At 62.1% G+C, this 20,961-nt stretch carries 20 protein-coding genes, 2 tRNA genes, 2 pseudogenes and 1 riboswitch; of the genes and pseudogenes, 10 read left to right on the top strand and 14 right to left on the bottom strand.

Annotated features, from left to right (window positions below; all coding sequences use genetic code 11):
* Positions 1 to 25: 25 nt before the first annotated feature.
* Genes H7A77_RS21400 through H7A77_RS21390 form a run of 3 tightly spaced genes read right to left on the bottom strand, consistent with a single transcriptional unit; the run spans position 26 to position 2,210 of the window.
* Entirely contained in the window at positions 26 to 793 is a 768-nt protein-coding gene (locus tag H7A77_RS21400) for an ABC transporter permease (protein ID WP_182074616.1), read from the bottom strand.
* Positions 790 to 1,530 carry an ABC transporter ATP-binding protein gene (locus H7A77_RS21395; RefSeq protein ID WP_182074615.1) on the bottom strand — a complete coding sequence of 247 codons (741 nt, stop codon included), beginning with the start codon at positions 1,528 to 1,530 and terminating at the stop codon, positions 790 to 792. Before H7A77_RS21395 ends, H7A77_RS21400 begins: the two co-directional genes overlap by 4 nt.
* Positions 1,527 to 2,210 carry a TenA family protein gene (locus tag H7A77_RS21390; RefSeq protein ID WP_033643679.1) on the bottom strand — a complete coding sequence of 228 codons (684 nt, stop codon included), beginning with the start codon at positions 2,208 to 2,210 and terminating at the stop codon, positions 1,527 to 1,529. The genes H7A77_RS21395 and H7A77_RS21390 overlap by 4 nt, the downstream gene beginning before the upstream one ends.
* A 62-nt stretch (positions 2,211 to 2,272) precedes the next feature.
* Positions 2,273 to 2,375: riboswitch (TPP riboswitch) on the bottom strand.
* A gap of 149 nt (positions 2,376 to 2,524) precedes the next feature.
* Between H7A77_RS21390 and H7A77_RS21385 the strand changes: the two genes are divergently transcribed.
* The 4 genes from H7A77_RS21385 to gap all read left to right on the top strand — a co-directional run bounded on the left by H7A77_RS21385 (position 2,525) and on the right by gap (position 6,483).
* Positions 2,525 to 3,547: an LLM class flavin-dependent oxidoreductase gene (locus H7A77_RS21385; protein ID WP_047025387.1), complete on the top strand. Its 1,023-nt coding sequence runs from the start codon at positions 2,525 to 2,527 to the stop codon at positions 3,545 to 3,547.
* A 12-nt stretch (positions 3,548 to 3,559) separates the two neighbouring features.
* On the top strand, positions 3,560 to 4,294 hold the full coding sequence (locus tag H7A77_RS21380; RefSeq protein ID WP_033651818.1) for an SDR family NAD(P)-dependent oxidoreductase: 735 nt from the start codon (positions 3,560 to 3,562) through the stop codon (positions 4,292 to 4,294).
* Positions 4,295 to 4,420: 126 nt separating this feature from the next.
* A complete protein-coding gene (locus H7A77_RS21375) occupies positions 4,421 to 5,395 on the top strand; it encodes a GlxA family transcriptional regulator (RefSeq protein WP_033651909.1) in 975 nt (324 codons plus the stop codon).
* Between the two features lie 77 nt (positions 5,396 to 5,472).
* The gene (gene gap / locus H7A77_RS21370) at positions 5,473 to 6,483 is read left to right on the top strand and encodes a type I glyceraldehyde-3-phosphate dehydrogenase (RefSeq protein WP_033643676.1); all 1,011 of its coding nucleotides are present in this window, start codon (positions 5,473 to 5,475) and stop codon (positions 6,481 to 6,483) included.
* A 54-nt stretch (positions 6,484 to 6,537) separates the two neighbouring features.
* On the opposite strand, the gene H7A77_RS21365 is transcribed toward gap, so the two are convergent.
* Positions 6,538 to 6,613, bottom strand: a tRNA-Asn gene (locus tag H7A77_RS21365).
* A gap of 99 nt (positions 6,614 to 6,712) precedes the next feature.
* The gene (mtfA, locus tag H7A77_RS21360; RefSeq protein ID WP_033651816.1) at positions 6,713 to 7,513 is read right to left on the bottom strand and encodes a DgsA anti-repressor MtfA; all 801 of its coding nucleotides are present in this window, start codon (positions 7,511 to 7,513) and stop codon (positions 6,713 to 6,715) included.
* A 92-nt stretch (positions 7,514 to 7,605) separates the two neighbouring features.
* Here mtfA and H7A77_RS21355 point away from each other — a divergent pair.
* A tRNA-Ser gene (locus H7A77_RS21355) sits at positions 7,606 to 7,695 on the top strand.
* A gap of 112 nt (positions 7,696 to 7,807) precedes the next feature.
* Here H7A77_RS21355 and H7A77_RS21350 read toward each other — a convergent pair.
* Positions 7,808 to 9,181, bottom strand: coding sequence for an aromatic acid/H+ symport family MFS transporter (locus H7A77_RS21350; protein WP_046687396.1), 1,374 nt, complete (start codon positions 9,179 to 9,181; stop codon positions 7,808 to 7,810).
* A 256-nt stretch (positions 9,182 to 9,437) separates the two neighbouring features.
* A complete protein-coding gene (locus H7A77_RS21345; RefSeq protein WP_182074614.1) occupies positions 9,438 to 11,333 on the bottom strand; it encodes a bifunctional sugar phosphate isomerase/epimerase/4-hydroxyphenylpyruvate dioxygenase family protein in 1,896 nt (631 codons plus the stop codon).
* 229 nt (positions 11,334 to 11,562) lie between these two features.
* Between H7A77_RS21345 and pcaH the strand changes: the two genes are divergently transcribed.
* The 3 genes from pcaH to H7A77_RS21330 are packed head-to-tail and all read left to right on the top strand — an operon-like array spanning position 11,563 to position 13,912.
* A complete protein-coding gene (gene pcaH / locus H7A77_RS21340) occupies positions 11,563 to 12,300 on the top strand; it encodes a protocatechuate 3,4-dioxygenase subunit beta (RefSeq protein WP_016927158.1) in 738 nt (245 codons plus the stop codon).
* Complete coding sequence (gene pcaG / locus H7A77_RS21335) at positions 12,300 to 12,920, top strand: protocatechuate 3,4-dioxygenase subunit alpha (RefSeq protein WP_016927159.1); 621 nt, start codon at positions 12,300 to 12,302, stop codon at positions 12,918 to 12,920. The genes pcaH and pcaG overlap by 1 nt, the downstream gene beginning before the upstream one ends.
* A gap of 59 nt (positions 12,921 to 12,979) precedes the next feature.
* Positions 12,980 to 13,912 (top strand): LysR substrate-binding domain-containing protein, encoded by a 933-nt coding sequence (locus H7A77_RS21330; RefSeq protein ID WP_033651813.1) that lies wholly within the window; start codon positions 12,980 to 12,982, stop codon positions 13,910 to 13,912.
* A gap of 9 nt (positions 13,913 to 13,921) precedes the next feature.
* Here H7A77_RS21330 and pcaC read toward each other — a convergent pair whose 3' ends face one another.
* The 6 genes and pseudogenes from pcaC to H7A77_RS21305 form a co-directional block, all read right to left on the bottom strand.
* On the bottom strand, positions 13,922 to 14,332 hold the full coding sequence (gene pcaC, locus H7A77_RS25665) for a 4-carboxymuconolactone decarboxylase (protein ID WP_223524804.1): 411 nt from the start codon (positions 14,330 to 14,332) through the stop codon (positions 13,922 to 13,924).
* Positions 14,333 to 15,076, bottom strand: a pseudogene (gene pcaD / locus H7A77_RS25660) (3-oxoadipate enol-lactonase); the annotation flags it as partial.
* Positions 15,067 to 16,416, bottom strand: a complete 1,350-nt coding sequence (locus H7A77_RS21320) for a 3-carboxy-cis,cis-muconate cycloisomerase (protein WP_182074613.1) — start codon at positions 16,414 to 16,416, stop codon at positions 15,067 to 15,069. The gene H7A77_RS21320 and the pseudogene pcaD, both read right to left, overlap by 10 nt.
* A gap of 3 nt (positions 16,417 to 16,419) precedes the next feature.
* Positions 16,420 to 17,622 (bottom strand): 3-oxoadipyl-CoA thiolase, encoded by a 1,203-nt coding sequence (gene pcaF, locus H7A77_RS21315; protein WP_042784958.1) that lies wholly within the window; start codon positions 17,620 to 17,622, stop codon positions 16,420 to 16,422.
* Positions 17,623 to 17,632: 10 nt separating this feature from the next.
* Positions 17,633 to 18,286 carry a 3-oxoacid CoA-transferase subunit B gene (locus H7A77_RS21310; protein WP_108681393.1) on the bottom strand — a complete coding sequence of 218 codons (654 nt, stop codon included), beginning with the start codon at positions 18,284 to 18,286 and terminating at the stop codon, positions 17,633 to 17,635.
* An 11-nt stretch (positions 18,287 to 18,297) separates the two neighbouring features.
* Entirely contained in the window at positions 18,298 to 18,987 is a 690-nt protein-coding gene (locus H7A77_RS21305) for a 3-oxoacid CoA-transferase subunit A (RefSeq protein WP_182074612.1), read from the bottom strand.
* A 189-nt stretch (positions 18,988 to 19,176) separates the two neighbouring features.
* On the opposite strand from H7A77_RS21305, the gene H7A77_RS21300 reads away from it, so the two are divergent.
* Entirely contained in the window at positions 19,177 to 19,989 is an 813-nt protein-coding gene (locus tag H7A77_RS21300; protein WP_033643667.1) for an IclR family transcriptional regulator C-terminal domain-containing protein, read from the top strand.
* A gap of 127 nt (positions 19,990 to 20,116) precedes the next feature.
* Complete coding sequence (locus H7A77_RS21295; protein WP_182074611.1) at positions 20,117 to 20,749, top strand: helix-turn-helix domain-containing protein; 633 nt, start codon at positions 20,117 to 20,119, stop codon at positions 20,747 to 20,749.
* A 58-nt stretch (positions 20,750 to 20,807) separates the two neighbouring features.
* On the opposite strand, the pseudogene H7A77_RS25655 reads toward H7A77_RS21295, so the two are convergent.
* Positions 20,808 to 20,961: pseudogene (locus tag H7A77_RS25655) on the bottom strand (DoxX family protein); the annotation flags it as partial.

Genomic DNA, 20,961 nt, shown 5'->3' with positions numbered 1-20,961 from the left:
TTATCCCTGGTTATGGTTGCAATCATCAGTCGTTTTCCGGCGCCCAGGCGATCAGGCGCCGCAGCAGTGCATCCACCGCGGCCCACAGCAGCACGGTCATCAGCACCAAAATAAACAGCGCGGCGAAGCAGACGTCGGTCTGCATGCGCGCGTTGGCGTTCAGCATCACGTAGCCCAGCCCTTCGGCCGAGCCGACCCATTCGCCGATAATGGCGCCGATCGGCGCGACGGCGGCGGCCATGCGCAGGCCGGAGCCGAAGGCCGGCAGCGCCGCCATCAGCCGCACGTGCCGCAGCTGCGCCCAACGCGAAGCGCGCATCGTGCGCGCCAGATCGAGATAGTCGTTGTTGACCCGGCGCAGCCCGTCGAAAAAGGCCGACACCACCGGGAAGAAGATCACCAGCACCGCCATCGCCACTTTGGCGCTCATGCCGAAGCCGAACCACAGCACCAGCAATGGGGCCAGGGCAAACACCGGTATCGCCTGGCTGGTGAGCACCAGCGGCATCAGCCAGCGCTGCAGGCGCGGCGAGAAGATCATGCACAGCGCCAGCGCCGCGCCGAGCAACACGCCGAGCGCCAGCCCGCTGACGATCTCCGAAGCCGTGACCAGCGTGTGCCAGGCGAGATAGCCGCGTCCGTCCCACAGCGCCTGCGCCACCGCGCCCGGCGTGGGCAGCAGAAAGGCCGGAATGCCGCTTTGCGCCGCCAGCCACCACAGCATCAGCAGGCCGATGAAGACCGTCAACCCACGCCGCAGGCGGGTGAAGCCGCGCTCTTTGGCGATATTCATTGCGCTGCCCTCACCATTTGCAGCAGCAGCTCGGCCTGGCTTTTCAGCAGGTCGGCGTCATCCGGCGCGCGCGGCGGTTGCCCGCTGATGCGGTGGGTATCGTCGAGGCCCAGCGGCCAGGGCGACAGCACCAGCAGCCGGTGGCTCAGGCGGCAAGCCTCCATCGGATCGTGGGTGATCAGCAGCACGGTGTTTTGCGCCAGCAGCTCGGCGGCCAGGCTCTGGATCTCGGCGCGGGTAATGGCGTCCAGCGCGGAAAAGGGCTCGTCCATCAGCACGATTGGCTGGCGTTCGTAGAGCGTGCGGGCGATGGCGGCGCGCTGGCGCATGCCGCCGGACAGCGCGGCGGGCAGGCTGCGGCTATGCGCGGCCAGGCCTACGCGTTCGAGCAGGTGCGCGGTCCATGCCCGATCCGGCGCTTCGCCGCGCAGCCGCGAGCCGAGGGCGACATTGTCTTCGACGCTCAGCCACGGATAGAGCAGGTCTTTTTGCCCCATGTAGGCGATGCGCCCGGCGATCGGCAGGCCGTCGCTGTCGCTCACCGTACCCGAGCTGGCCTGCGCCAGCCCGGCGATGATCTTCAGCAGGCTGGTTTTGCCGGCGCCGCTGGCGCCGAGCAGGGAGACGAAGCTGCCGCCGGCGATGTCGAAGCTCAGCCGCTCAAAGATCGTCTGTTGATCGAAGCGCAGAGTGAGATCCCGCACCTGGATGCCGGGCGGGAGGCGCGGGGAGGTCATGAGGCGTTCAGCCCCATTTGCCAAAATGCCGCTTCCAGCTGGGTGGCGGTGGTGAAAATCTGCGCCAGCTCGGTAAAGCGGCTTTGTGCGCCGCGCTGGTGGCCGACGGTTTCCAGCAGTTCGATGGCGGCGCGCACGCCGGCCAGATAGCCCTCGTCGCCGTAGTTGCGGATCCAGGAGGCGTAAGGATTGCCCTCCATTTGCGTGGCGGGATCGTGCAGCAGCCGCAGGCCGATTTCGGCATAACCGGCCACGCAGGGCAGCAGGCCGGCCAGCAGATCGAGGGCGTCGCCGGCATGGCCGATGTCCAGCACGTAGCGGGTGTAGTTCATGGTTTCCGCCGCCTCCGGCTGGGCGGCGATCTGCGCTTCGCTCAGCCCCCATTCGGCGCAGTAGGCCACGTGCAGCGGCAGCTCGGCGACGATGCCGTTGAGCGAGGCGGTGGCGGCGCGCATTTCCGGCAAGGTGCGCAGCTTGCTGACCAGCAGCGCGTAGGCACGGGCGAAGTGCAGCAGGAACAGGTAGTCTTGGGTCAGGTAACGGCGAAAAGCGCGTTCAGGCAAGGTGCCGGCGGCCAACTGCTGCAGAAACGGGTGTTCGACGTAATTTTGCCAGTGGCTGCCGGCCTGTTGGCGCAGCCGGCCGTAAAGACCGCTTTCGAACAGGGTGGTGATGGACATGGGACCTCCTTGAGTCAGTGGAGATCCGGGCACGCTGAGGTATGAACAGGCAACGGGTGATCGCGCGGTTGCCTAACCGTCCCTTCGCTGGCATGACCCAGATCAGGTTCAAAGGGTTCGGCTTGCGCCATCTCAGCCCGTAACAGGACACCCCTCGGAGCTGCCTGTTATACGACATTTGTTTTTTGATTACAATCGCCGGGCAGCGCGGCGGCACTCGGTTCGTTTAGTGCGATCGGGGGCGATTTTGCTGGCGCAAAGCGCGCGATTTTTGTCAATGTAGGCCCATGTTTTGCCTTTGAGGACGATGCCCGATGAAAAAGATTGGTTTTCTCTCGTTTGGCCACTGGACGCCTTCCGCCCAGTCCGGCACCCGTTCAGCGGCGGATGCGCTGCTGCAGTCCATCGATCTGGCGGTCGCCGCCGAAGATCTGGGTGCGGACGGCGCCTATTTTCGCGTGCACCATTTCGCGCGTCAGTTGGGATCGCCGTTCCCGCTGCTGGCCGCCATCGGCGCCAAAACCCAACGCATCGAGATCGGCACCGGCGTGATCGACATGCGCTATGAAAATCCGCTGTACATGGTGGAAGACGCCGGCGCGGCGGATCTGATCGCCGGCGGGCGGCTGCAGCTTGGCATCAGCCGCGGCTCGCCGGAGCAGGTCATCGACGGCTGGCGCTATTTCGGCTATGCCCCGGCCGACGGCGAAACCGACGCGGACATGGCCCGCCGCCATACCGAAGTGTTCCTGGAAGCGCTGCGCGGCGAAGGGTTCGCCGAACCCAATCCGCAGCCGATGTTCCCGAATCCGCCCGGGCTGCTGCGGCCGGAGCCGTTTTCCGCCGGGCTGCGCGACCGCATCTGGTGGGGCGCCGGTTCGAACGCCACCGCCGTCTGGGCGGCGAAGCTGGGCATGAACCTGCAAAGCTCGACGCTCAAGAACGACGAAACCGGCGAACCCTTCCATATCCAGCAGGCCAAGCAGATCCGCGCCTATCGCGCGGCCTGGCAAGAGGCGGGCCATGCGCGCGAGCCGCGGGTTTCCGTCAGCCGCAGCATCTTCGCGCTGGTGGATCAGCGGGATCGCAACTACTTCGGCGGCAGTGGTAAGGAAGGCGACCAACTGGGATATATCGATGCGCAAACCCGGGCGATCTTTGGCCGCAGTTACGCCGCAGAACCTGACGCGCTGATCGAACAGCTGGCGCAGGACGAGGCCATCGCCGAAGCGGATACGTTGCTGCTGACCGTGCCTAATCAGCTGGGCGTGGAATACAACGCGCACGTCATCGAATCGATTTTAACCCATGTCGCGCCGGCGCTCGGCTGGCGCTAAACGGAGGATGGCATGTCACGCATTTTCATTACCGGTTCGGTGGACGGGCTGGGCCGCGCCGCCGCGCAAACGCTGTTGGACGAAGGGCATCAGGTGATTCTGCATGCGCGCGCACCCGGCCGTCTGGACGCGGTGCGCGATCTGCTGGATCGCGGTGCACAGGCGGCGATCGGCGATTTGTCCGATGTGCAGCAGACTCGGCAGCTTGCCGAGCAGGTCAATCGCCTCGGCCGTCCGGACGCGGTGATCCACAATGCCGGTATGTTTACCGGGCCGCAGGTGATGCCGGTGAACGTCATAGCGCCTTACCTGCTGACGGCCCTGATCGAACGTCCCAAGCGTATCGTCTACCTGAGCAGCAGTATGCACTTTGACGGCGTGGCGGAGCTGAACGGCGTAGACTGGCTTGGCGGCGCCGCAGGTTCTTATTCGGACAGCAAGCTGTTCGTCACCACGCTGGCCGCCGCCGTGGCGCGCCTGTGGCCCGACGTCATCAGCAGCGCGGTCGATCCCGGCTGGGTGCCGACCAAAATGGGCGGCGCGGACGCGCCCGACGATCTGGCGCTGGGGCATGTGACGCAGGCATGGCTGGTGAGCAGCGATGAACCTCAGGCCCTGGCGTCCGGCGGCTATTGGCATCATCAGCAGCGGTTCGAGCCTCACGCGGCGGTACACGACGAGGCGTTTCAAACGGCGCTGCTGGCGCAATTGGCGCGCGCCGGCGGGGTGACTCTGCCACAGATTTAAATGACTATTCCTTCCAGGCCCGTCGGGGTTATCGGCGGGCTTTTTTATGCCCGCAGGGTGAACCGGTGGCGCTTTTCTTATACAGTGGCTTCCTGACCTGTTTTGACCGTTCTCTCTATTATCGCCATGCACACATTCCTGATTATCGTCCCTGAAGGGGGCATGCTGTTCGAAGCGGCGGGCATCGCCGATATCCTGATGCAGGCTAATCGCCTGAGTGCTGCCGAGACGCCGCTGTATCAGATCGCGGTCGCCACTACGCAATCTCACCGAGTGGTGCACGGCCTGTCAGGCCTGAGCCTGCTGGCCGACCATCGCCTGGCGGATCTCGATCCGTTCCTGCCGCGCGATACCGTGATCGTCGCCGGCAAAGGGGCGAGCGAAGAAGAGGGCGCCCTGGTGGCGGATTGGCTGCGCCGCGCGGCGCCGCAGACGCGCCGTATCGCCTCCGTTTGCGGCGGCGCACTGTTGCTGGCCGAAGCCGGGTTGCTGGACGGACGGCGGGCGACCACCCACTGGCGACTGGCGGAAACGCTGCAGGCGCGTTTCCCGCAGGTGCAGGTCGAAAACGGCCCGATCTACGTGCAGGACGGGCCGATTTGGACCTCCGGCGGCGTCAGCTCCGGCTTCGACCTGACGCTGGCGCTGGTGGAGGACGACTACGGCTTCGTGCAGGCGCGTGAAGTGGCGCAGGATCTGGTGATGTTTCTGCGCCGCCCCGGCGGGCAGGCGCAGTTCAGCCGCTACCCGCTCAACCAGGCCAAATCGCCGGGCCCGATCCGCGACCTGCAGTCCTGGATCCTGGAGAATCTTGCCGACGATCTCAGCGTTGAACGGTTGGCCGAACGCGTGGCGATGAGCCCGCGCAACTTTACCCGCGTGTTCACCCGCGAGACGGGCATTTCTCCCGCCAAATTCGTCGAAGAAGGGCGGTTGCATACCGCCAGACAGCGCCTGGAGCAGAGTGCGCAAGGCATCGAACAGATCGCCCTGGCCACCGGCTTTGGCAACGGCCTTAACCTGCGGCGGGTGTTTGAGCGAAAACTGCAGCTGACCCCGAGTGAATACCGCGAACGCTTTCATGCGCGCAATTTGGCGTAAATTGATCGGTAAACGTCATTTACGCCGCTTTGGGGCAGGGCTAGAGTTGAGGCAAAGCCCAAAACGAGGAGTGCATCATGGTGAGAGTAGGCATTAATGGATTCGGCAGGATCGGACGCAACGTGCTGCGCGCGGCGCTGGGGCGCAGCGATTTTGAAGTGGTGGCGATCAACGATCTGACCGACAGCAAGACGCTGGCGCACCTGCTGAAATACGACACGCTTTCTGGCACGCTGGCGGCCAGGGTCGAAGCCGGCGACAACCAGCTGCTGCTGGACGGCCGGCCGATTCAGGTGTTTTCGCAGCGCGATCCCGCCGAGATCCCCTGGAGCAGCGTGGGCGTGGACGTGGTGATCGAAGCGACGGGCTTCTTTACCGACAAGGCCAAGGCGGAAGTGCACATCACGCATGGCGGCGCCAAGCGGGTGATTATCTCGGCGCCGGCCAAGAACGATGACATCACGCTGGTGATGGGGGTTAACGATCACCTCTACGATCCGGCGCTGCATAAGGTGGTCAGCAACGGCAGCTGCACCACCAACGGGCTGGCGCCCGCCGCACAGGTGCTGCATCAGGCGTTCGGCATCGAATACGGGCTGATGAACACCACTCACGCCTATACCAACAGCCAGGCGCTGCACGATCAGCCGGAAAAAGATCTGCGTGGCGCGCGGGCGGCGGCGGAGTCTATCGTGCCTTACTCCAGCGGTGCGGCCAAGGCGCTCGGCAAGGTGATCCCCGAACTGGACGGCCGCCTGACCGGTTATTCACTGCGGGTGCCGGTGCCGGTGGTTTCCATTGTCGATCTGACGGTGACGCTGAAACGCCCGGCGACGGCGGAGGAGATCAACGCGGCGTTCCGCGCGGCGGCGGCGTCCGGCCCGCTGAAAGGGATCCTGGGCTACAGCGATGAGCCGCTGGTGTCGAGCGACTACCGGGGCGATGCGCGTTCGTCGATCATCGACGGCTTGTCCACGCTGGTGATCGGCGGCAATCTGGTGAAGGTGCTTGCCTGGTATGACAACGAGTGGGGCTTCTCCAATCGGTTGGTCGATCTGGCGCTGCTGATGGAAAAGCGCGGGCTGTAAACGCCCAACAGCAAAAATCCCGCTTAAGTTGCCTTAAGCGGGCTTTTCTAAATATGGCTCCTCTGACTGGACTCGAACCAGTGACATACGGATTAACAGTCCGCCGTTCTACCGACTGAACTACAGAGGAATCGTGTGAACGGGGCGCATCATATCCAGCTGCCCCAGGTGTGTCAACGCTAAATTTCCCCAGGCGGTGCGACTGCTCGGTATCTGAGCAACAAGCCTGTCAATCAGCCCATTGCGCGTCGTTTTCTGCCTGGGCGCGCAGCAGGCGCGCCAGCGGATCCTGGCGGTAGAAGCGGCAAAAGTGCTGATACAGCGCCGGGAAGCGTTCGGCCAGCAGCTCGGGGGCGCTGAAGAAGTACTCCGACAGCACGGCGAAGCACTCGGCCGCATCGGTGGCGGCGTAGGCATCCATGCTGGCGGCCTCTTCGCCGACCATGTCGATCTCGTCCTGCAGGCTTTCCATCGCGGCGTGCAGATCATGTTCCCAGGCAGCCACCTCGCGCAGCGGGATCGGCGGCACGCCGGTGGCGACGCCGCCATTGCGCATATCCAGCTTGTGCACCGCTTCGTGGATCACCAGATTGAAACCGGAAAGGTCGAAAGAGTCCTGCACGTCTTGCCAGTTGAGCACGATCGGCCCCTGTTCCCAGCTTTGGCCGGACTGCACCACCGGCCCCGAGTGCACCAGGCCGATCTCGTCCTGCCATTCGTCTTCCACCACGAAGGGGGTGGGGTAGAGCAGAATTTCGTTGAAGCCGTCGAGACACTCCGCGCCCAGCTCCAGCACCGGCAAGGCGAACAGCAGGGCGATGCGCGCCTGCATCTGCGAGGTGAGCTGCAGCCCCTGCAGCGGCACGATGCGCTTTTGCTGCAAAATCTGCCCGGCGACGGCCACCAGCCGCTGCCGCTCTTGCTCATTCAGCGGCGAGAGCAGCGGGATCGCCAGCGCGTCCCGCCACTGTGCCTGGGTATCCGCCTCGGGTTGAGAAGGTTGAGTCGCTTTCCACGGCCATTTAATCATCAGGTTGCTCGTAAAGTCGTCACTTGAACGTTCAGCGGTATGCTAATGCTGTAAAAATGCCGTAAAAGCGGGCATGATAGCAAGCGTTGTCAGGAGAGATGCCGGAGCGGCTGAACGGACCAGTCTCGAAAACTGGAGTAGGGGCAACTCTACCGGGGGTTCAAATCCCCCTCTCTCCGCCATTATTCAATCACTTACGAAAAAATCTTTCAACGATCCCCATCACAGTTAAAGCGCCCCGGCCCTGCAGGCCGACACGCCTTGCCCTTTGTTGTCGATTATTTCCCGACGCAATCAAACATCATTCGAACGCGCATCCAGATAGGCGGCATATTGATGCTCTGTCGCTTGACGCGCCTGATGACGCCGTTTAGCGACGATCATCGCCACCGTCAGCAGGGCGGGAAGCGCCAGGACGGCGAAAATGGTGCTGAAGCTCCAACCGAGCGCCAGCATTTCAGCCCCGGCCAGCGCGCTTAAGATAGCGCCCAAACGGCCGATGCCGTGCATCCAGCTGGAGCCGGTGGCCCGCGCTTCGGTGGGGTAAAAGCTGGCCGACAACGCGTTCATGCCGGTGTTGGCGCCCCCGATGCAGAACCCGATGGCCATCGCGCAGCCGCCCATCAGGAGGGGGTAACCCATCGCCATCCCCATCAGCAGAGTGAACAGCGCCCCCAACCCATAAATCGACGCCAACGCGCGATGCGGTTCGGATCTGTCCATCAACCACCCGGAAAATAGCGACCCTAATGTCCCGCCCGCCTGAAACAGCGCGGTGATGACCGCCGCTTGCGCGATGTTGAAACCGCTGTCTTTAATCAGCAGCGGCAGCCAACTGCCTAAGGTGTAGTACAGAAACAGCGCGCTAAAATACGCGCCCCACAGCATTAAACTGCCGAAGCGATACCGTGCGCTCACCACCAGTTTAACCGGATGAGTGCAGACCTGGCCCGGCGGGGGCAGAACGACGGTAGAATGTCGAAAATCGCGATCGGGCGCCAGTTTCGCCAGAATGCGCTGAATGCCGCCCTGATCTGCCCGTTTCGCCACCAGGAAACACACCGATTCGGGTAACGCCGCCATCAGCACGGGCGCGAACAGCAGGGGCAAGATCCCGCCGAGCAGCAGCACGGCATGCCAGCCGAAGCGCGGCATCAGCCAGGACGCGGCGAATCCGCCCAAGGCGGCGCCAAAGGTGAAGCCGCAGAAAACCACGGTAATCAAGAAAGCGCGGCGTCGGGCGGGCGCGAACTCCGCCACCAGGGTGCCGACATTCGGCATGGCGGCGCCGAGCCCCAATCCGGTGAGCAGGCGAAATAACATCATCTGCTCCATATTTTGAGAAAACGCCGTCACCAGCGTCCAAACGCCAAAAAAGAACACGCTGTTGATGATGACGACTTTGCGGCCGAATCTGTCTGACAATGGCCCGGATAGCATCGCGCCCAGCGACAGGCCAATCAGCGCCGCGCTGATCACCAGCCCCAGTTCGCGGTTAGTGATTTGCCAATCCGCCTTAAGCTCTGGCGCAATAAATCCCATGATAACGATATCGAATCCATCCAGAGCAATGATGCAAAAGCCGAGCAGCACGATCATCTTTTGCCATTTGCCTAACGGGCGGTCGTCGATCAGCGCCCGAACATTGATTGCGTTGTTTCCCGACATGGAGGTGCTCCCGGTGCAGTAGTTGAGTGTCATCACTATAAGCAGCCCCTGGGCGGACGTTAAACGGCGATAATCGAAAAAATGTGCGTTTATCGGACAATTGAGCCGGCGGTGAGTGACGAGGCAGTGTTAACTTTATGTTATGAAAAGGGATTGCCGTGAGAATGGCGGCGCCGGAGGCCACTGAGAGTGTGAGCGCGATCATTAATCTTTTCAGTAAGATGGAAGAACAGGCGGGCCTTGATGGCCCGCGCGATTAACGCATGGCGGTGAGCCGAACCGGGGCGTTGGCGGCCCCAAAGCCGCGGTAGCCGCCTCGGCGCTCCAGAAGTTCGAAGAAGAAGCGGCCTTTTTCATAGGGAACGGTGTAGACATGCAGCAATTCTCCGCCCTGATCGTCTCGATCGTAGAGCACATTGCCCGCTTGCAGCTGTGAGAGGAAAGCGGGGTCGAGATCGAAACGCGCTCTGAGATCGTGATAGTAGTTATCGGGAATACGCAGCGTTTTTAATCCGCGCGCCTGCGCCGCTTTCACCATGCTGAACAGATCCTCGCAGCCAAAGGCGACGTGCTGCAAGCCTGCGCCCTGATAGGCGGTTAACGCCTGGGCGATTTGCGTTTCCCGGCTCACCGACATATTCAGCGGCAGCCGGATGGCGTCGTTGGGGCTGCGCAGGACGCGGCTGCGAACCAAACCCAGCGGATCGGGCAATTCCCACTCGTTGTCCTGCACAAAACCCGGCACGCTGCGCAGGAACATGATCCAGTTGCCGCTCGATTCATCCGCCAGCGCAATCGCCAGGTGATCGATGCTTTGCAGCGCGGGCGGCGGCGCGCTGCGATGAGTCAGATGAAAATCGGCGTGATAAATATCGTTCTTGGGATCTTCGTCCGCTTCCACCAGATAAATCAGGCTGCCGTCCGGTGCGCACAGCGCGGGGATTTGCCGCTCGTTGGGGCCGGTTTCGCCTTGCCAGATGGCGTACCCGTAGTCTTGCGCCCGTTGCAGTAAACGCGCTACGCCGCGCACCCGCCACGCCACGGCGCACAGGGAAATGCCGTGCAGGTGATAATAGCCGCTGGCTTGGCTTTCCGGCTGGGCATTCAGAATGACATTCACTTTGCCGTTGCGATAGAGGGCGACGCTTTTGGAGCGGTGCTCGCCGGCGTGAACCAATCCCAGCTGCGTCAGCCATTGGCCCATCGCCAGCCCGTCGTTGTGCGAGACGGCAAATTCGATAAACTCCAGCGCCAGCAAGGGCGGATGCGGCTGCGAATGGAATAAGGAACGTTCCATGAGCGAGGCCATGGCGTTGGGCAGCAGAGGCTGTTTGGCCAACCAGTCATAGGTTTGCTCCTCCAGCCACAACAACGATCGGAAACCGTCCTGGGCCGTGGGGAGCACCGGCGAGGCGCGGAAACCATCGTTAAATATCTCCAGAGACCAGGCGCCGCGATAACCATGCGCGGAAAGTTGGGTCATGAACTGGGTCAGATTCAGCTCCCCTTGGCCGGGGAAGCAGCGGAAATGGCGACTCCAGGCGAGCACATCCATCTTCAACAGCGGGGCGTCCGCCAGTTGGACAAACACGATTTTTTCGGGCGGCACGTCCTCGAGGCCATCGAGGTTATCGCCGCGCGACAGGATATGAAAACTATCGAGAATGATCCCCAACGCCGGATGATCTACGGCCTTCACGCGCGCCCAGGCGTCGCGCCACATATTCACGTGACGTCCCCAGGCCAGCGCTTCATAACCGACAGTAATATCATACTCGGCGGCCAACTCCGCCAACGCGCGCAAATCGCTCACTTGCGTGGCCATGTCTTCGCTGCTGTCGGGCGAGACATTGCTGCAGAGCAGCATGCGAGAACAGCCCAGTTGCTGCATGACTTCGAACTTGCGCGCCGCGCGGGAAAGGTTCTGCGCCAGCGTTTCGCGCGGGGCTCCTTCGAAGTCCCGAAACGGTTGGAACAGTAAAATTTCCAGGCCCAGTTCGGCGCACAACTCACGGATTTCCGCCGGTGAGCCGGGGTAGTAGACCAGATCGTTATCGAAAATTTCGACGCCATCAAAGCCTGCGGCGGCGATAGCCCGCAGTTTTTCCGGCAGCGAACCCGATACCGAGACCGTCGCGATAGAACGTTTCATCATTGCCTCCAGTTAAGCGGTCATGGATGACCTGAAAGCGACCATTCAGCAGCGAGGCGGACCACCGACGGGAATTGAATCATGTTATGGACCAAATGAAATGTTTCGTCAATTCAGAACATTGCATTACTTTTGGTTATATAAAGCGATCGGTTTTCTCACTTTACTTTTACATATTGCGCTTCCTACACTCTGTCGACATGTACCCTCAAATAATAAGGATACCGGGATGAAAAGTGATTGGATGGCGCGAGAACTGGTGCATCGCGATTACAGTCATCACCCGCCGGCGCTGGCGCCGCTGTATAAAACCAGCGTGCTGCGGTCGCCGCGCAATGCATTAATTTCATTGCAAAACTCGCTGTCTGAACTGACCGCCCCCGTCTTCACGCCAACGGATATCGGCCCGCTGGATCACGATCTGATTCTGAATTACGCCAAAGACGGCTTACCGATCGGCGAGCGGATCATCGTGCATGGATTTGTGAGGGATGCCTTCGGGGCGCCGGTGCGCAACGCCCTGGTCGAGGTATGGCAGGCCAATGCGGGAGGGCGCTATCGTCACAAGAAAGATCAGTATCTGGCGCCTATCGATCCCAACTTTGGCGGCTGCGGCAGGATGCTGACCGACGACAACGGGTATTACTGTTTTCGTACGATCAAGCCGGGCCCGTATCCCTGGCGCAATCAGGTCAGCGACTGGCGTCCGGCGCATATTCACTTCTCGCTCTCCGGCGAGGCGTTCGCGCAGCGCTTGATCACGCAGATGTATTTCGAAGGCGATCCGTTGCTCGTTCGCTGCCCCATCTTGCAGTCGGTAGGCAGTGACGATGCGATGCGCACGCTGATTGCCGAGCTGGATATGCACGCCGCCGTGCCGCTGGACAGCCTGGCTTACCGCTTCGATCTGGTGCTGCGGGGCCATCGAGCCACGTGGTTTGAGAACCGTACACAGGGAGCCGCGTGATGAAAAAGTACTTGTCTGAAACGGCCTCGCAAACCGCCGGGCCTTATGTGCACATCGGTTTGGCGCCGCATGCCGCCGGCTTTGATATTTTCGAGCGTAATTTCACCCATGTGTTGACGCAACCGGAGACGCGCGGGGAGCGCATCGTGGTGGAAGGGCATGTCTATGACGGCTCCGGCACGCCGGTTCGAGACGCGCTGGTCGAAGTCTGGCAGGCCAATGCTGCCGGGCGATATCAGCACCCCGCCGACGGTCAGTTGGATAAGCCCGACGATCCGGCGTTTCGCGGCTGGGGGCGAACCTGTTCGGATTTCACCAGCGGCCTGTGGCAATTCGAGACGATTAAACCGGGGCGCGTGACGGGGCGCGACGGCCGGTTGATGGCGCCCCATCTCAATCTGTGGATAGTGGCCCGCGGCATCAACATCGGGTTGAACACGCGTCTCTACTTTGCCGACGAACAGGCGGCAAATGCCGAAGATCCGGTGTTGAATCTCATCGAGTGGGAAAAACGGCGCAGCACGTTATTGGCGCAAAGGCGGCAGCGCGGGGATCAGACGGTGTACCATTTCGACATCTGGTTACAGGGCGAGAACGAAACCGTTTTTTTTGATATTTGATCCTCCGTTCGCCCTGACAATGAGCTTGCCGCGCCGGCGGCAAGTTAATACTATAAATCATGAACATGACTTCTCGCTTTAGCCAACGCATCCGCCTTCGTCATCTGCACGCCTTTGTCGCTACCGCGCAACAGGGGACGTTGGTGCGCGCCGCACAGCAATTGGGCATCACGCAGCCCGCGCTCTCTAAAACGCTCAACGAACTGGAAAGCCTGGCCGGCGAGCGCCTTTTTTCGCGCAATCGGCAGGGGGCGGAACTGACCGCCGCCGGAACGCGTTTCCTGCAGGATGCCAGCCGCGTTTTGGATGCGCTGAATGTGTTGGGGCGCACGCTTGCCTCGGACAGCGAGGCGCTGCCGGCGCCGCTGCATATCGGCGCGCTGCCCACCACGCTGGTGAGTCTGGTCGCGCCGGTCGTGGTGGGGTTGCAGCAGCAATCCCCCGGCTGGCGCATGCAGGTTACGACGCTGGCCAACGATGCGCTGATGATGGCGGTGAGATCGGGGCAATTAACGTTAGGCATCGGGCGCATGTCAGACCCCTCCCGCATGGAGGGGCTCAACTTCGAGCTGCTGTACCATGAAACGCTGCGGCTGGTGGTTGCTCCTCATCATCAGCTGTTGCATTCGGATGTCTCGCTGGCGGAAGCTTTGAGCTGGCCATTGGTGCTCTCCCCGCGGGGTACGGTGCCGCGTCAGAATGCGGAGGCGCTCATTGTCAGCCACGGGCTGGCGGTGCCGGAAGGGTGCGTCGAGACGTTGTCGGTCACGCTGGCGCGCTGCCTGACGCTACAGTATGGCTATGTGTGGCTGGTGCCTTACGGCGCGGTGCGTGACGACTTGTTCAGCAATCATCTGCGTGCGCTGCCGTTGCCTACCCAGGGCATGGCCGAGCCGCTGGGCATCATTACCCGGCAAGAGGCGCTCTCGTCCCCTGAGCAGCAGCGCCTGGTTGCTGCGCTGCGCCAAAGGGTGCTGGATGTGCCGGTATAACCGCGTCTTCTAGTCGTCCGAGCGCCGCCCGGCGTCGTGTTCGGCAAAGACGGACTGCGCCAGATGAAAAGCGGCGTTCGAGGCGGGTAAGCCGCAGTAAAGCGCCGCATGCATCAGAACTTCTTTGATCTCTTCACGCGTGACGCCGTTATTGAAGGCGGCCCGGATATGCATTTTCAGCTCAGCTTCGCGATTCAAGGCGATCAGCATCGCGATGGTGATCAGGCTGCGGGTATGGCGCGACAAGCCCGGACGCGTCCATATTTCCCCCCAGGCGTAGCGAGTGATGAAATGCTGAAACTCCTCGTTGAGCGGCGACAGCGCCGCGAGGGTATTATCGACATGCTCATCGCCCAGCACCGCTCTGCGCACCGTCAGGCCTTGCTGATAACGTTGCCGCTGCGTGAGCTGCTCATCCAAAAAGGCCCGGAACGCGCGGTTAAATGCCCGCCAGGCTTCGATGCTGGACAGGTGGGCGGCGGGCAGGATGACGCATTGCGCGTCGGGAATGCCTGCCGCCAAGGCTTTTGCATCGTCGACGGTCGTTACCGCATCCTCATGTCCGGCGATAACCAGCGTCGGAACGCGGATGCCTGCCAGCTCGGCGCGTAAATCGGCGGTCGCCAGCGCGTCGCAGCAAGCGGCATAGCCCTCGGGATCGCAGGCGGTGAGCTGTTGCACGACGGTTTGCACCTTGACGGGGGCGGATTGGCAAAATGCCGGGGTGAACCAGCGCGCTGCCGCGCCATCGCTGACGGCGGACATGCCGCACTGGCGCACCCGCGCGGCGCGTTCTCGCCAATGCTCCGTCACCCCGATTTTCGCGGCGCTATTGGCGATCGTCAGCGTCAGCAAGCGATCGGCATGAAAGCGCGCCAGCCATAACCCCGTCAGCCCCCCCATGGAGATGCCGCAGAAATGCACCCGATCAATTGCCAGAGTGTCCAGCAGGGACAGCACCTGTTCGCCCAGTCGCGCCAGCGAGCCGGGCTGTTCATCGGGCGCAGAGTCGCCGTGGCCGGCAACGTCGTAGCGCAGAATGCGATAGTGGGCGATGAACGCGTCGCGCTGCGGCTGCCACATTGATAATGAGGTGCCCAGCGAGTTGCCAAACAGAATAACCGGGGCGTTTTCAGGCCCCTCAAGGACATAATTCAACATGATTGCTCCCTCTCGGCCATCGCCAGGACTTGTTGAATGAAACGCTGCGTGCTGCCGGTGGCATTGGCCGGATCGAGCAAGGTTTCCAGGGTTTCCCGGCTGAGTCGGGAAGAGACTTCCGCATCGGCGCACAGAAGGGTTAACAGGGGTTGCTGGGTGGCCAGGGCTTGCCGGCAGCACCGTTCTATATGATGGTGCGCCTGTTGACGTCCGAGGGTGGGGGCCAAGGCCAGGGTAACCGATTCAGCCATGATCAGCCCCTGCGTCAGCGCCAGATTGCGCCGCATCGCCGCTTCATGCACCTCCAGACCGTTAATGAGATCCAGGCTTTGCGCCAATGCCGCCCCGCTCAGCACCAGGAGCTGCGGCAGGCTTTGCCACTCGGCCTGCCAGCCGCCCAGCGCGCGTTCGTGCTCCTGCACCAGGCCGGTATACAATCCGGACATCAACGCAGGCAGACGGTTGGCCGCGCTGAGGATGGCGGCGCAAAGTACCGGATTGCGCTTATGCGGCATCGTGGAGGAGCCGCCGCGTCCGGGGGCCGACGGTTCGCTGATTTCAGCGACTTCGGTCTGCATCAACAAAGACATGTCGCGCGCCAGCTTGCCGAGCGAGCCCGTCAGGCCGGCATACCAACTCGCCAGCTCCAACAACCGATCGCGTTGGGTATGCCACGGCGTGGCGCTGCGCGGCAGGGCCAGCGCTTGCGCCAGCGCCCGCTCAACGCGCTCGCCCTGTTCGCCGAGCGAGGCGAGCGTGCCGGCCGCGCCGCCGAATTGCAACGCGAGCACGCGTGGCCGCATTTCAGCCAGACGAGCCCGATAGCGCAGCAAGGCGTCCAGCGTGCCGGCCAGCTTCAGCCCCAGCGTCGTTGGCAAAGCGTGTTGCAGCCAGGTGCGGCCCACCATTAACGTTGCGCTATGGCGCCGGCATTGCGCCGTCAGCGCCGCAATCAGCTGATTGAGCAGCGCGTCGGTTTTATCGAGCGCGCTGCGCAGTTGCAGCACCAGCCCGCTGTCAATCGCATCCTGACTGGTCGCCCCCCAGTGAACGAAACGCGCCGCTTCCGGTGAGGTTTGCGCCACCAACGCCGTCAATTGTTTGACGAGGGGAATGGCTAAATTGCCCGCCAATCCGGCGGACTGCGTCAGCGCGGCGGTGTCGAGCTTTTCCGCCTGGCAGTGGCTGCGTATGATCCGCGCGGACGCGTCATCGATAATCCCTGCAGACGCCAGGGCCTGCGCCAGACCGGCTTCGAAATCAAGCATGCCCTGCAGCAGCGCCGTGTCGCTGAAGCAGGGCGTTAATGGCGAAGCCATAAACATTGCGCTATAGAGAGACATTCGTTATATCCGTTCCAGAATCAAGGCGACGCCTTGCCCGACACCGACGCACATGGTGCACAGGGCAAAACGCCCGCCGGTGCGCCGCAGTTGATAAGCGGCGGTCATGGCCAACCTGCCGCCGGATGCCCCCAGGGGATGCCCCAGCGCGATAGCGCCGCCGTTAGGGTTGACCCGTTCCGCGTCATCCGGCAGTCCCAGGGCGCGCGTCACGGCCAGCGCCTGGGCGGCAAAGGCTTCATTCAACTCGATGACGTCCATTTGCGCCAGGCTCAAACCGGTTTGCGCCAGCACTTTGCGGACTGCGGGAACCGGCCCGTAACCCATGATGCGCGGCTCTACGCCGCAGGCGGACATGCCGACCACACGCGCCAGCGGGGCGAGTCCATACTGCACCGCCGCGCGTTCGCTGGCAATGAGCAGGGCGCTGGCCCCGTCGTTGATGCCCGAGGCGTTGCCGGCGGTGACGCTCCCCTCGGGGCGCACGACGCCTTTCAGGGCGGACAGCGCGGCCAAAGAGGTGCTGCGGGGATGTTCGTCGCGAACCAGGCTGAGCGGCTCGCCTTTGCGTTGCGGAATGCTGACGGCGATCAGTTCCTCATCAAACAGGCCCAGCTCCTGAGCGCGGGCGGTGCGCTCTTGGCTGCGCAATGCAAAGGCGTCTTGATCGGCGCGGCTGACGGCGAAATCGCGAGCCACATTTTCGGCGGTTTCAGGCATGGTTTCGACACCGAACCGCGCGCGCATCTGCGGGTTGATAAAGCGCCATCCCATCGTCGTATCTTCCATTTTCAGCGATCGGCTGAAGGCGCTGTCCGCTTTGCCGGTGACAAAGGGCGCGCGCGACATGCTTTCCACGCCGCCCGCGATGATGACCTCCGCTTCGCCGCATTTAATGGCGCGCGCCGCCATGCCTACCGCGTCCAATCCCGAACCGCACAGGCGATTGAGGGTGGTGCCCGGCACGGTGTGGGGCAATCCGGCCAACAGCAGCGCCATTCGCGCCACGTTGCGATTGTCTTCACCGGCTTGGTTGGCGCACCCCAGAATAACGTCATCAATGGCGTGGGGATCCAACTGCGGCAGTCGGGCAAGCAGCGCCTTCAGGGGCAGAGCGGCCAAATCGTCGGCGCGCAGCGCGGATAATGCGCCGCCGTAACGGCCGAATGGCGTACGAACGGCATCGCAGATAAAAGCCTGTTGCATGGCGATTTCCTCAAGCGGGGATCAAGTCAGATTGCAGTAAACGTATCGGGGTTAACGCTTGCAGCGCGTCAAAGGTGAGCCCCGGACACAGCTCCAGCACCTGCGGGCCGTCCGAGGTGATATCAATGATTGCCATATCCGAATAAATGCGGCTGACGCAGGCCAATCCGGTCAACGGGTAGCTGCACTGTTCCACCAGCTTGCATTCGCCGGTCTTGGTCAGGTAGTCCATCATCACATAGACTTTGCGCGCGCCGATGGCCAGATCCATAGCGCCGCCCACCGCCGGGATCGCGTCTTCGGCGCCGGTGCTCCAGTTGGCCAGATCGCCGGCAGCCGAGACCTGATACGCCCCCATCACGCAGATATCGAGGTGGCCGCCGCGCATCATGGTAAAAGAGTCGGCGTGATGGAAATAACTGCCGCCGGGCAGCAAGGTCACCAGTTCTTTACCGGCGTTGATGAGTTCCGGATCTTCTTCGCCCGGCGCGGGTGACGGCCCCATGCCGAGCAGGCCGTTTTCGCTGTGCAGAATCACCTCTTTGTCGGCGGGCAGGTAGTTAGCGATGCGGGTCGGCAGCCCAATCCCGAGGTTGACGTAGGCGCCTTCCGGAATATCGCGCGCTACCCGTTGGGCTAATTGGTCGCGGGTTAATTTTTGCATGTTATGACTCCTCAGGCAGAGAGGGAAAAGGTCGCGGGGTGCGCCACCGCCACCAGGCGCTGGACGAAGATGCCCGGCGTTATCACGTTTTCCGGATCCAGTGCGCCAAGCGGCACCAATTCAGCGACCTGCGCTATCGTCGTGGCGGCGGCCATCGCCATCACCGGGCCAAAATTACGCGCCGCTTTGCGGTAAACCAGATTGCCCCAGCGGTCACCCCGATGGGCCTTTATCAAGGCGAAATCCGCCTTTAAGGGCATTTCAAACACGTAATGCCGTCCGTCGATTTCACGCGTTTCTTTGCCTTGCGCCAGCGGCGTGCCAAAGGCGGTTGGGGTGAAAATGCCGCCCAACCCGCTGCCGGCGGCCTGCATGCGGGCGGCAAGGTTGCCCTGAGGCACCAGTTCCAGTTCGATCGCGCCGCGGCGATAAAGGTCGTCAAAGACCCACGAATCGGCCTGGCGCGGGAAGGAACAAATCATCTTTCGCACACAGCCGGTCTTGAGCAGCGCCGCGAGGCCGCTGTCGCCGTTGCCGGCGTTATTGCTGATTACCGTCAGCTCGCGGGCACCGTGTTCAATCAGCGCATCGATCAGTTCCAGCGGCTGTCCCGCGGGGCCAAAGCCGCCAATCATGATGCTCGCGCCGTCCGGAATGATGGACACGGCGTCTTCCAGGGTGGCCACACTTTTATCGATCATCTGTTGTTCCTTTCATTCGGCGCCCGCCGGGGGAGTGTTTATCGTCAATGGGAAAAGTAGATCGTCCCTTTCAGGCAAACAATACCGATTATCGAAAAAGTGTGCGATTATCGGCTATTCTATGAAGGGCATTCCCAGGTTGTGATCGTCGGCACACCGATATTTCAGGCAGACAGCGGGGTAACGAGAATGGAAAAAGAACAGGAAATTACGCGCAGCAGCACCGATCCCTGGAAGGGGGATCCCGACTTTATGGCCTCTTTGGCGCGAGGATTGGAGGTCCTGCAGGCTTTTACGCCGCAGCGGCGGCTGATGTCGGTGTCGCAGATTAGCCAGCGTACCGGCATTCCGCGCGCGGCGGTGCGCCGCTGCCTTTACACCCTGAGTAAGCTGGGCTTTGTGTACGCGGAAGACGGCAAGAATTATGAGCTGCGCCCGCGCGTGTTGTCGCTGGGTCACAACTGGCTGGGGGCTTCGCCGTTGGCCAACGCCGCGCAGCCGGTGTTGAGGCAACTCAGCCAGACGCTCAATGAGTCCTGTTCCATGGCCATATTGGACGGCGATGACATTCTTTATATCGCCCGCGCATCAACTTCGCGGATCATGACCATCGATTTGCACGTCGGCAGTCGCTTACCCGCCAGCACGACGTCGATGGGGCGGGTGCTGCTCAGCGGGCTCGCCAGTGAGACGTTGAATGACTATTTGGCGCGATTGACTCAACTGCGTTACACCAGCCATACCCTGGTAAGCGTCAGCGCATTGCGGGAAGAGCTGGCGCGCGTGCGTCAGCAGGGATATGCCATCAACGATCAGGAACTGGAGATTGGCCTGCGTTCACTGGCGGTACCGCTCACCACGCCGGACGGCCGCATCGCCGCGGCGTTGAACGTCGGCGTGCATGCCGGCCAGGTTTCCGCAGAGCGTTTGCATCAGCACCACCTGCCTTTGTTGCGCTCGGCCGCCGAAGAGATATCGCTGCTGTTGCACGACTCACCTTGAGCGAGCGCGCAGGGGGCGTATGCGCCCGATTTTTTCCGCGTCTTGCGGCGCGATGCGGTGTTGTATTGTGGGCCGCGGGTAAGGTAATTTGCTGAGGGCATGATGACTGACGCGGGGGCCAACGGACATGAACGAAAGAATCGACTACCACATCGAGAAATACCATTTCGCGCCGCTGGATGAAGCCCCGCGGCTTGCGCGCCAGTGGAGCGAGGTGTTGAACGAGTGTCGCCAGACGCAGGCGGGCGCGGAAGAGCGCCTGCGCATTGCGTTGCTCAACGTGGACTATGTGACCAGTTTCGAATTGCCGTTTCGCTTATTGCTGGTGCGGGCGCCGCAGCTGATTGCCGGCCTGCGTGATGAGCTGTCGATCAGTCAAAAAAATGTGGTGTTCAACGGCAAGCGCTTTGGCTGCGTTTACAGCCTGAAGAGTGATTTAAGCGACGTGCCCGAGGCCTTCCAATACGGTCTGTCGACCCGCATTCACCGAACCTCGGCGTCGGGCGTGGACGCGCTGCCTTACCGGGAAATCGCCAAGGCGCTCAAGGCGCCGCGTGAGCGGCTTAAGCTGGCGCTGGAGCAGGGGCTGGGCGTCACGGCGCTGGACGGACTGTTCTGGTTCGGCATACAACGCATCGCTGCCGAAGTGCGCAGGCTAAGAAAAACCGGCATGACGATCGTGACAGCGGAAACGGAGATTTTCGACACCCTGACCGGCACGACGCGCAAGGTACCGGTTTACCGGCTGGCCGATCGTTAATGGCCGTTATAGATAAAGAGGAGGCTCAGACCAGAAACCTCCTTATTGATAGCGCGGTTTATCGATAGGCTTCATTGCGCGCGATGGCATACTTCCCGCTGCCCAGCAGCAGTATGGCGACCCCACCCATAAAGAACACCAGTTCGTTTTCAATGCCCCAGGCGCCGACGTCGGTGACGGTGAAGACCTTGCCGGTGCCTACCATCAAAAAC

The organism is Serratia sp. ME47 (genome assembly GCF_903970925.1).
Classification (GTDB): Bacteria; Pseudomonadota; Gammaproteobacteria; order Enterobacterales; family Enterobacteriaceae; genus Serratia; species Serratia ureilytica.
This window is presented reverse-complemented; position numbering and strand designations above follow the sequence as displayed.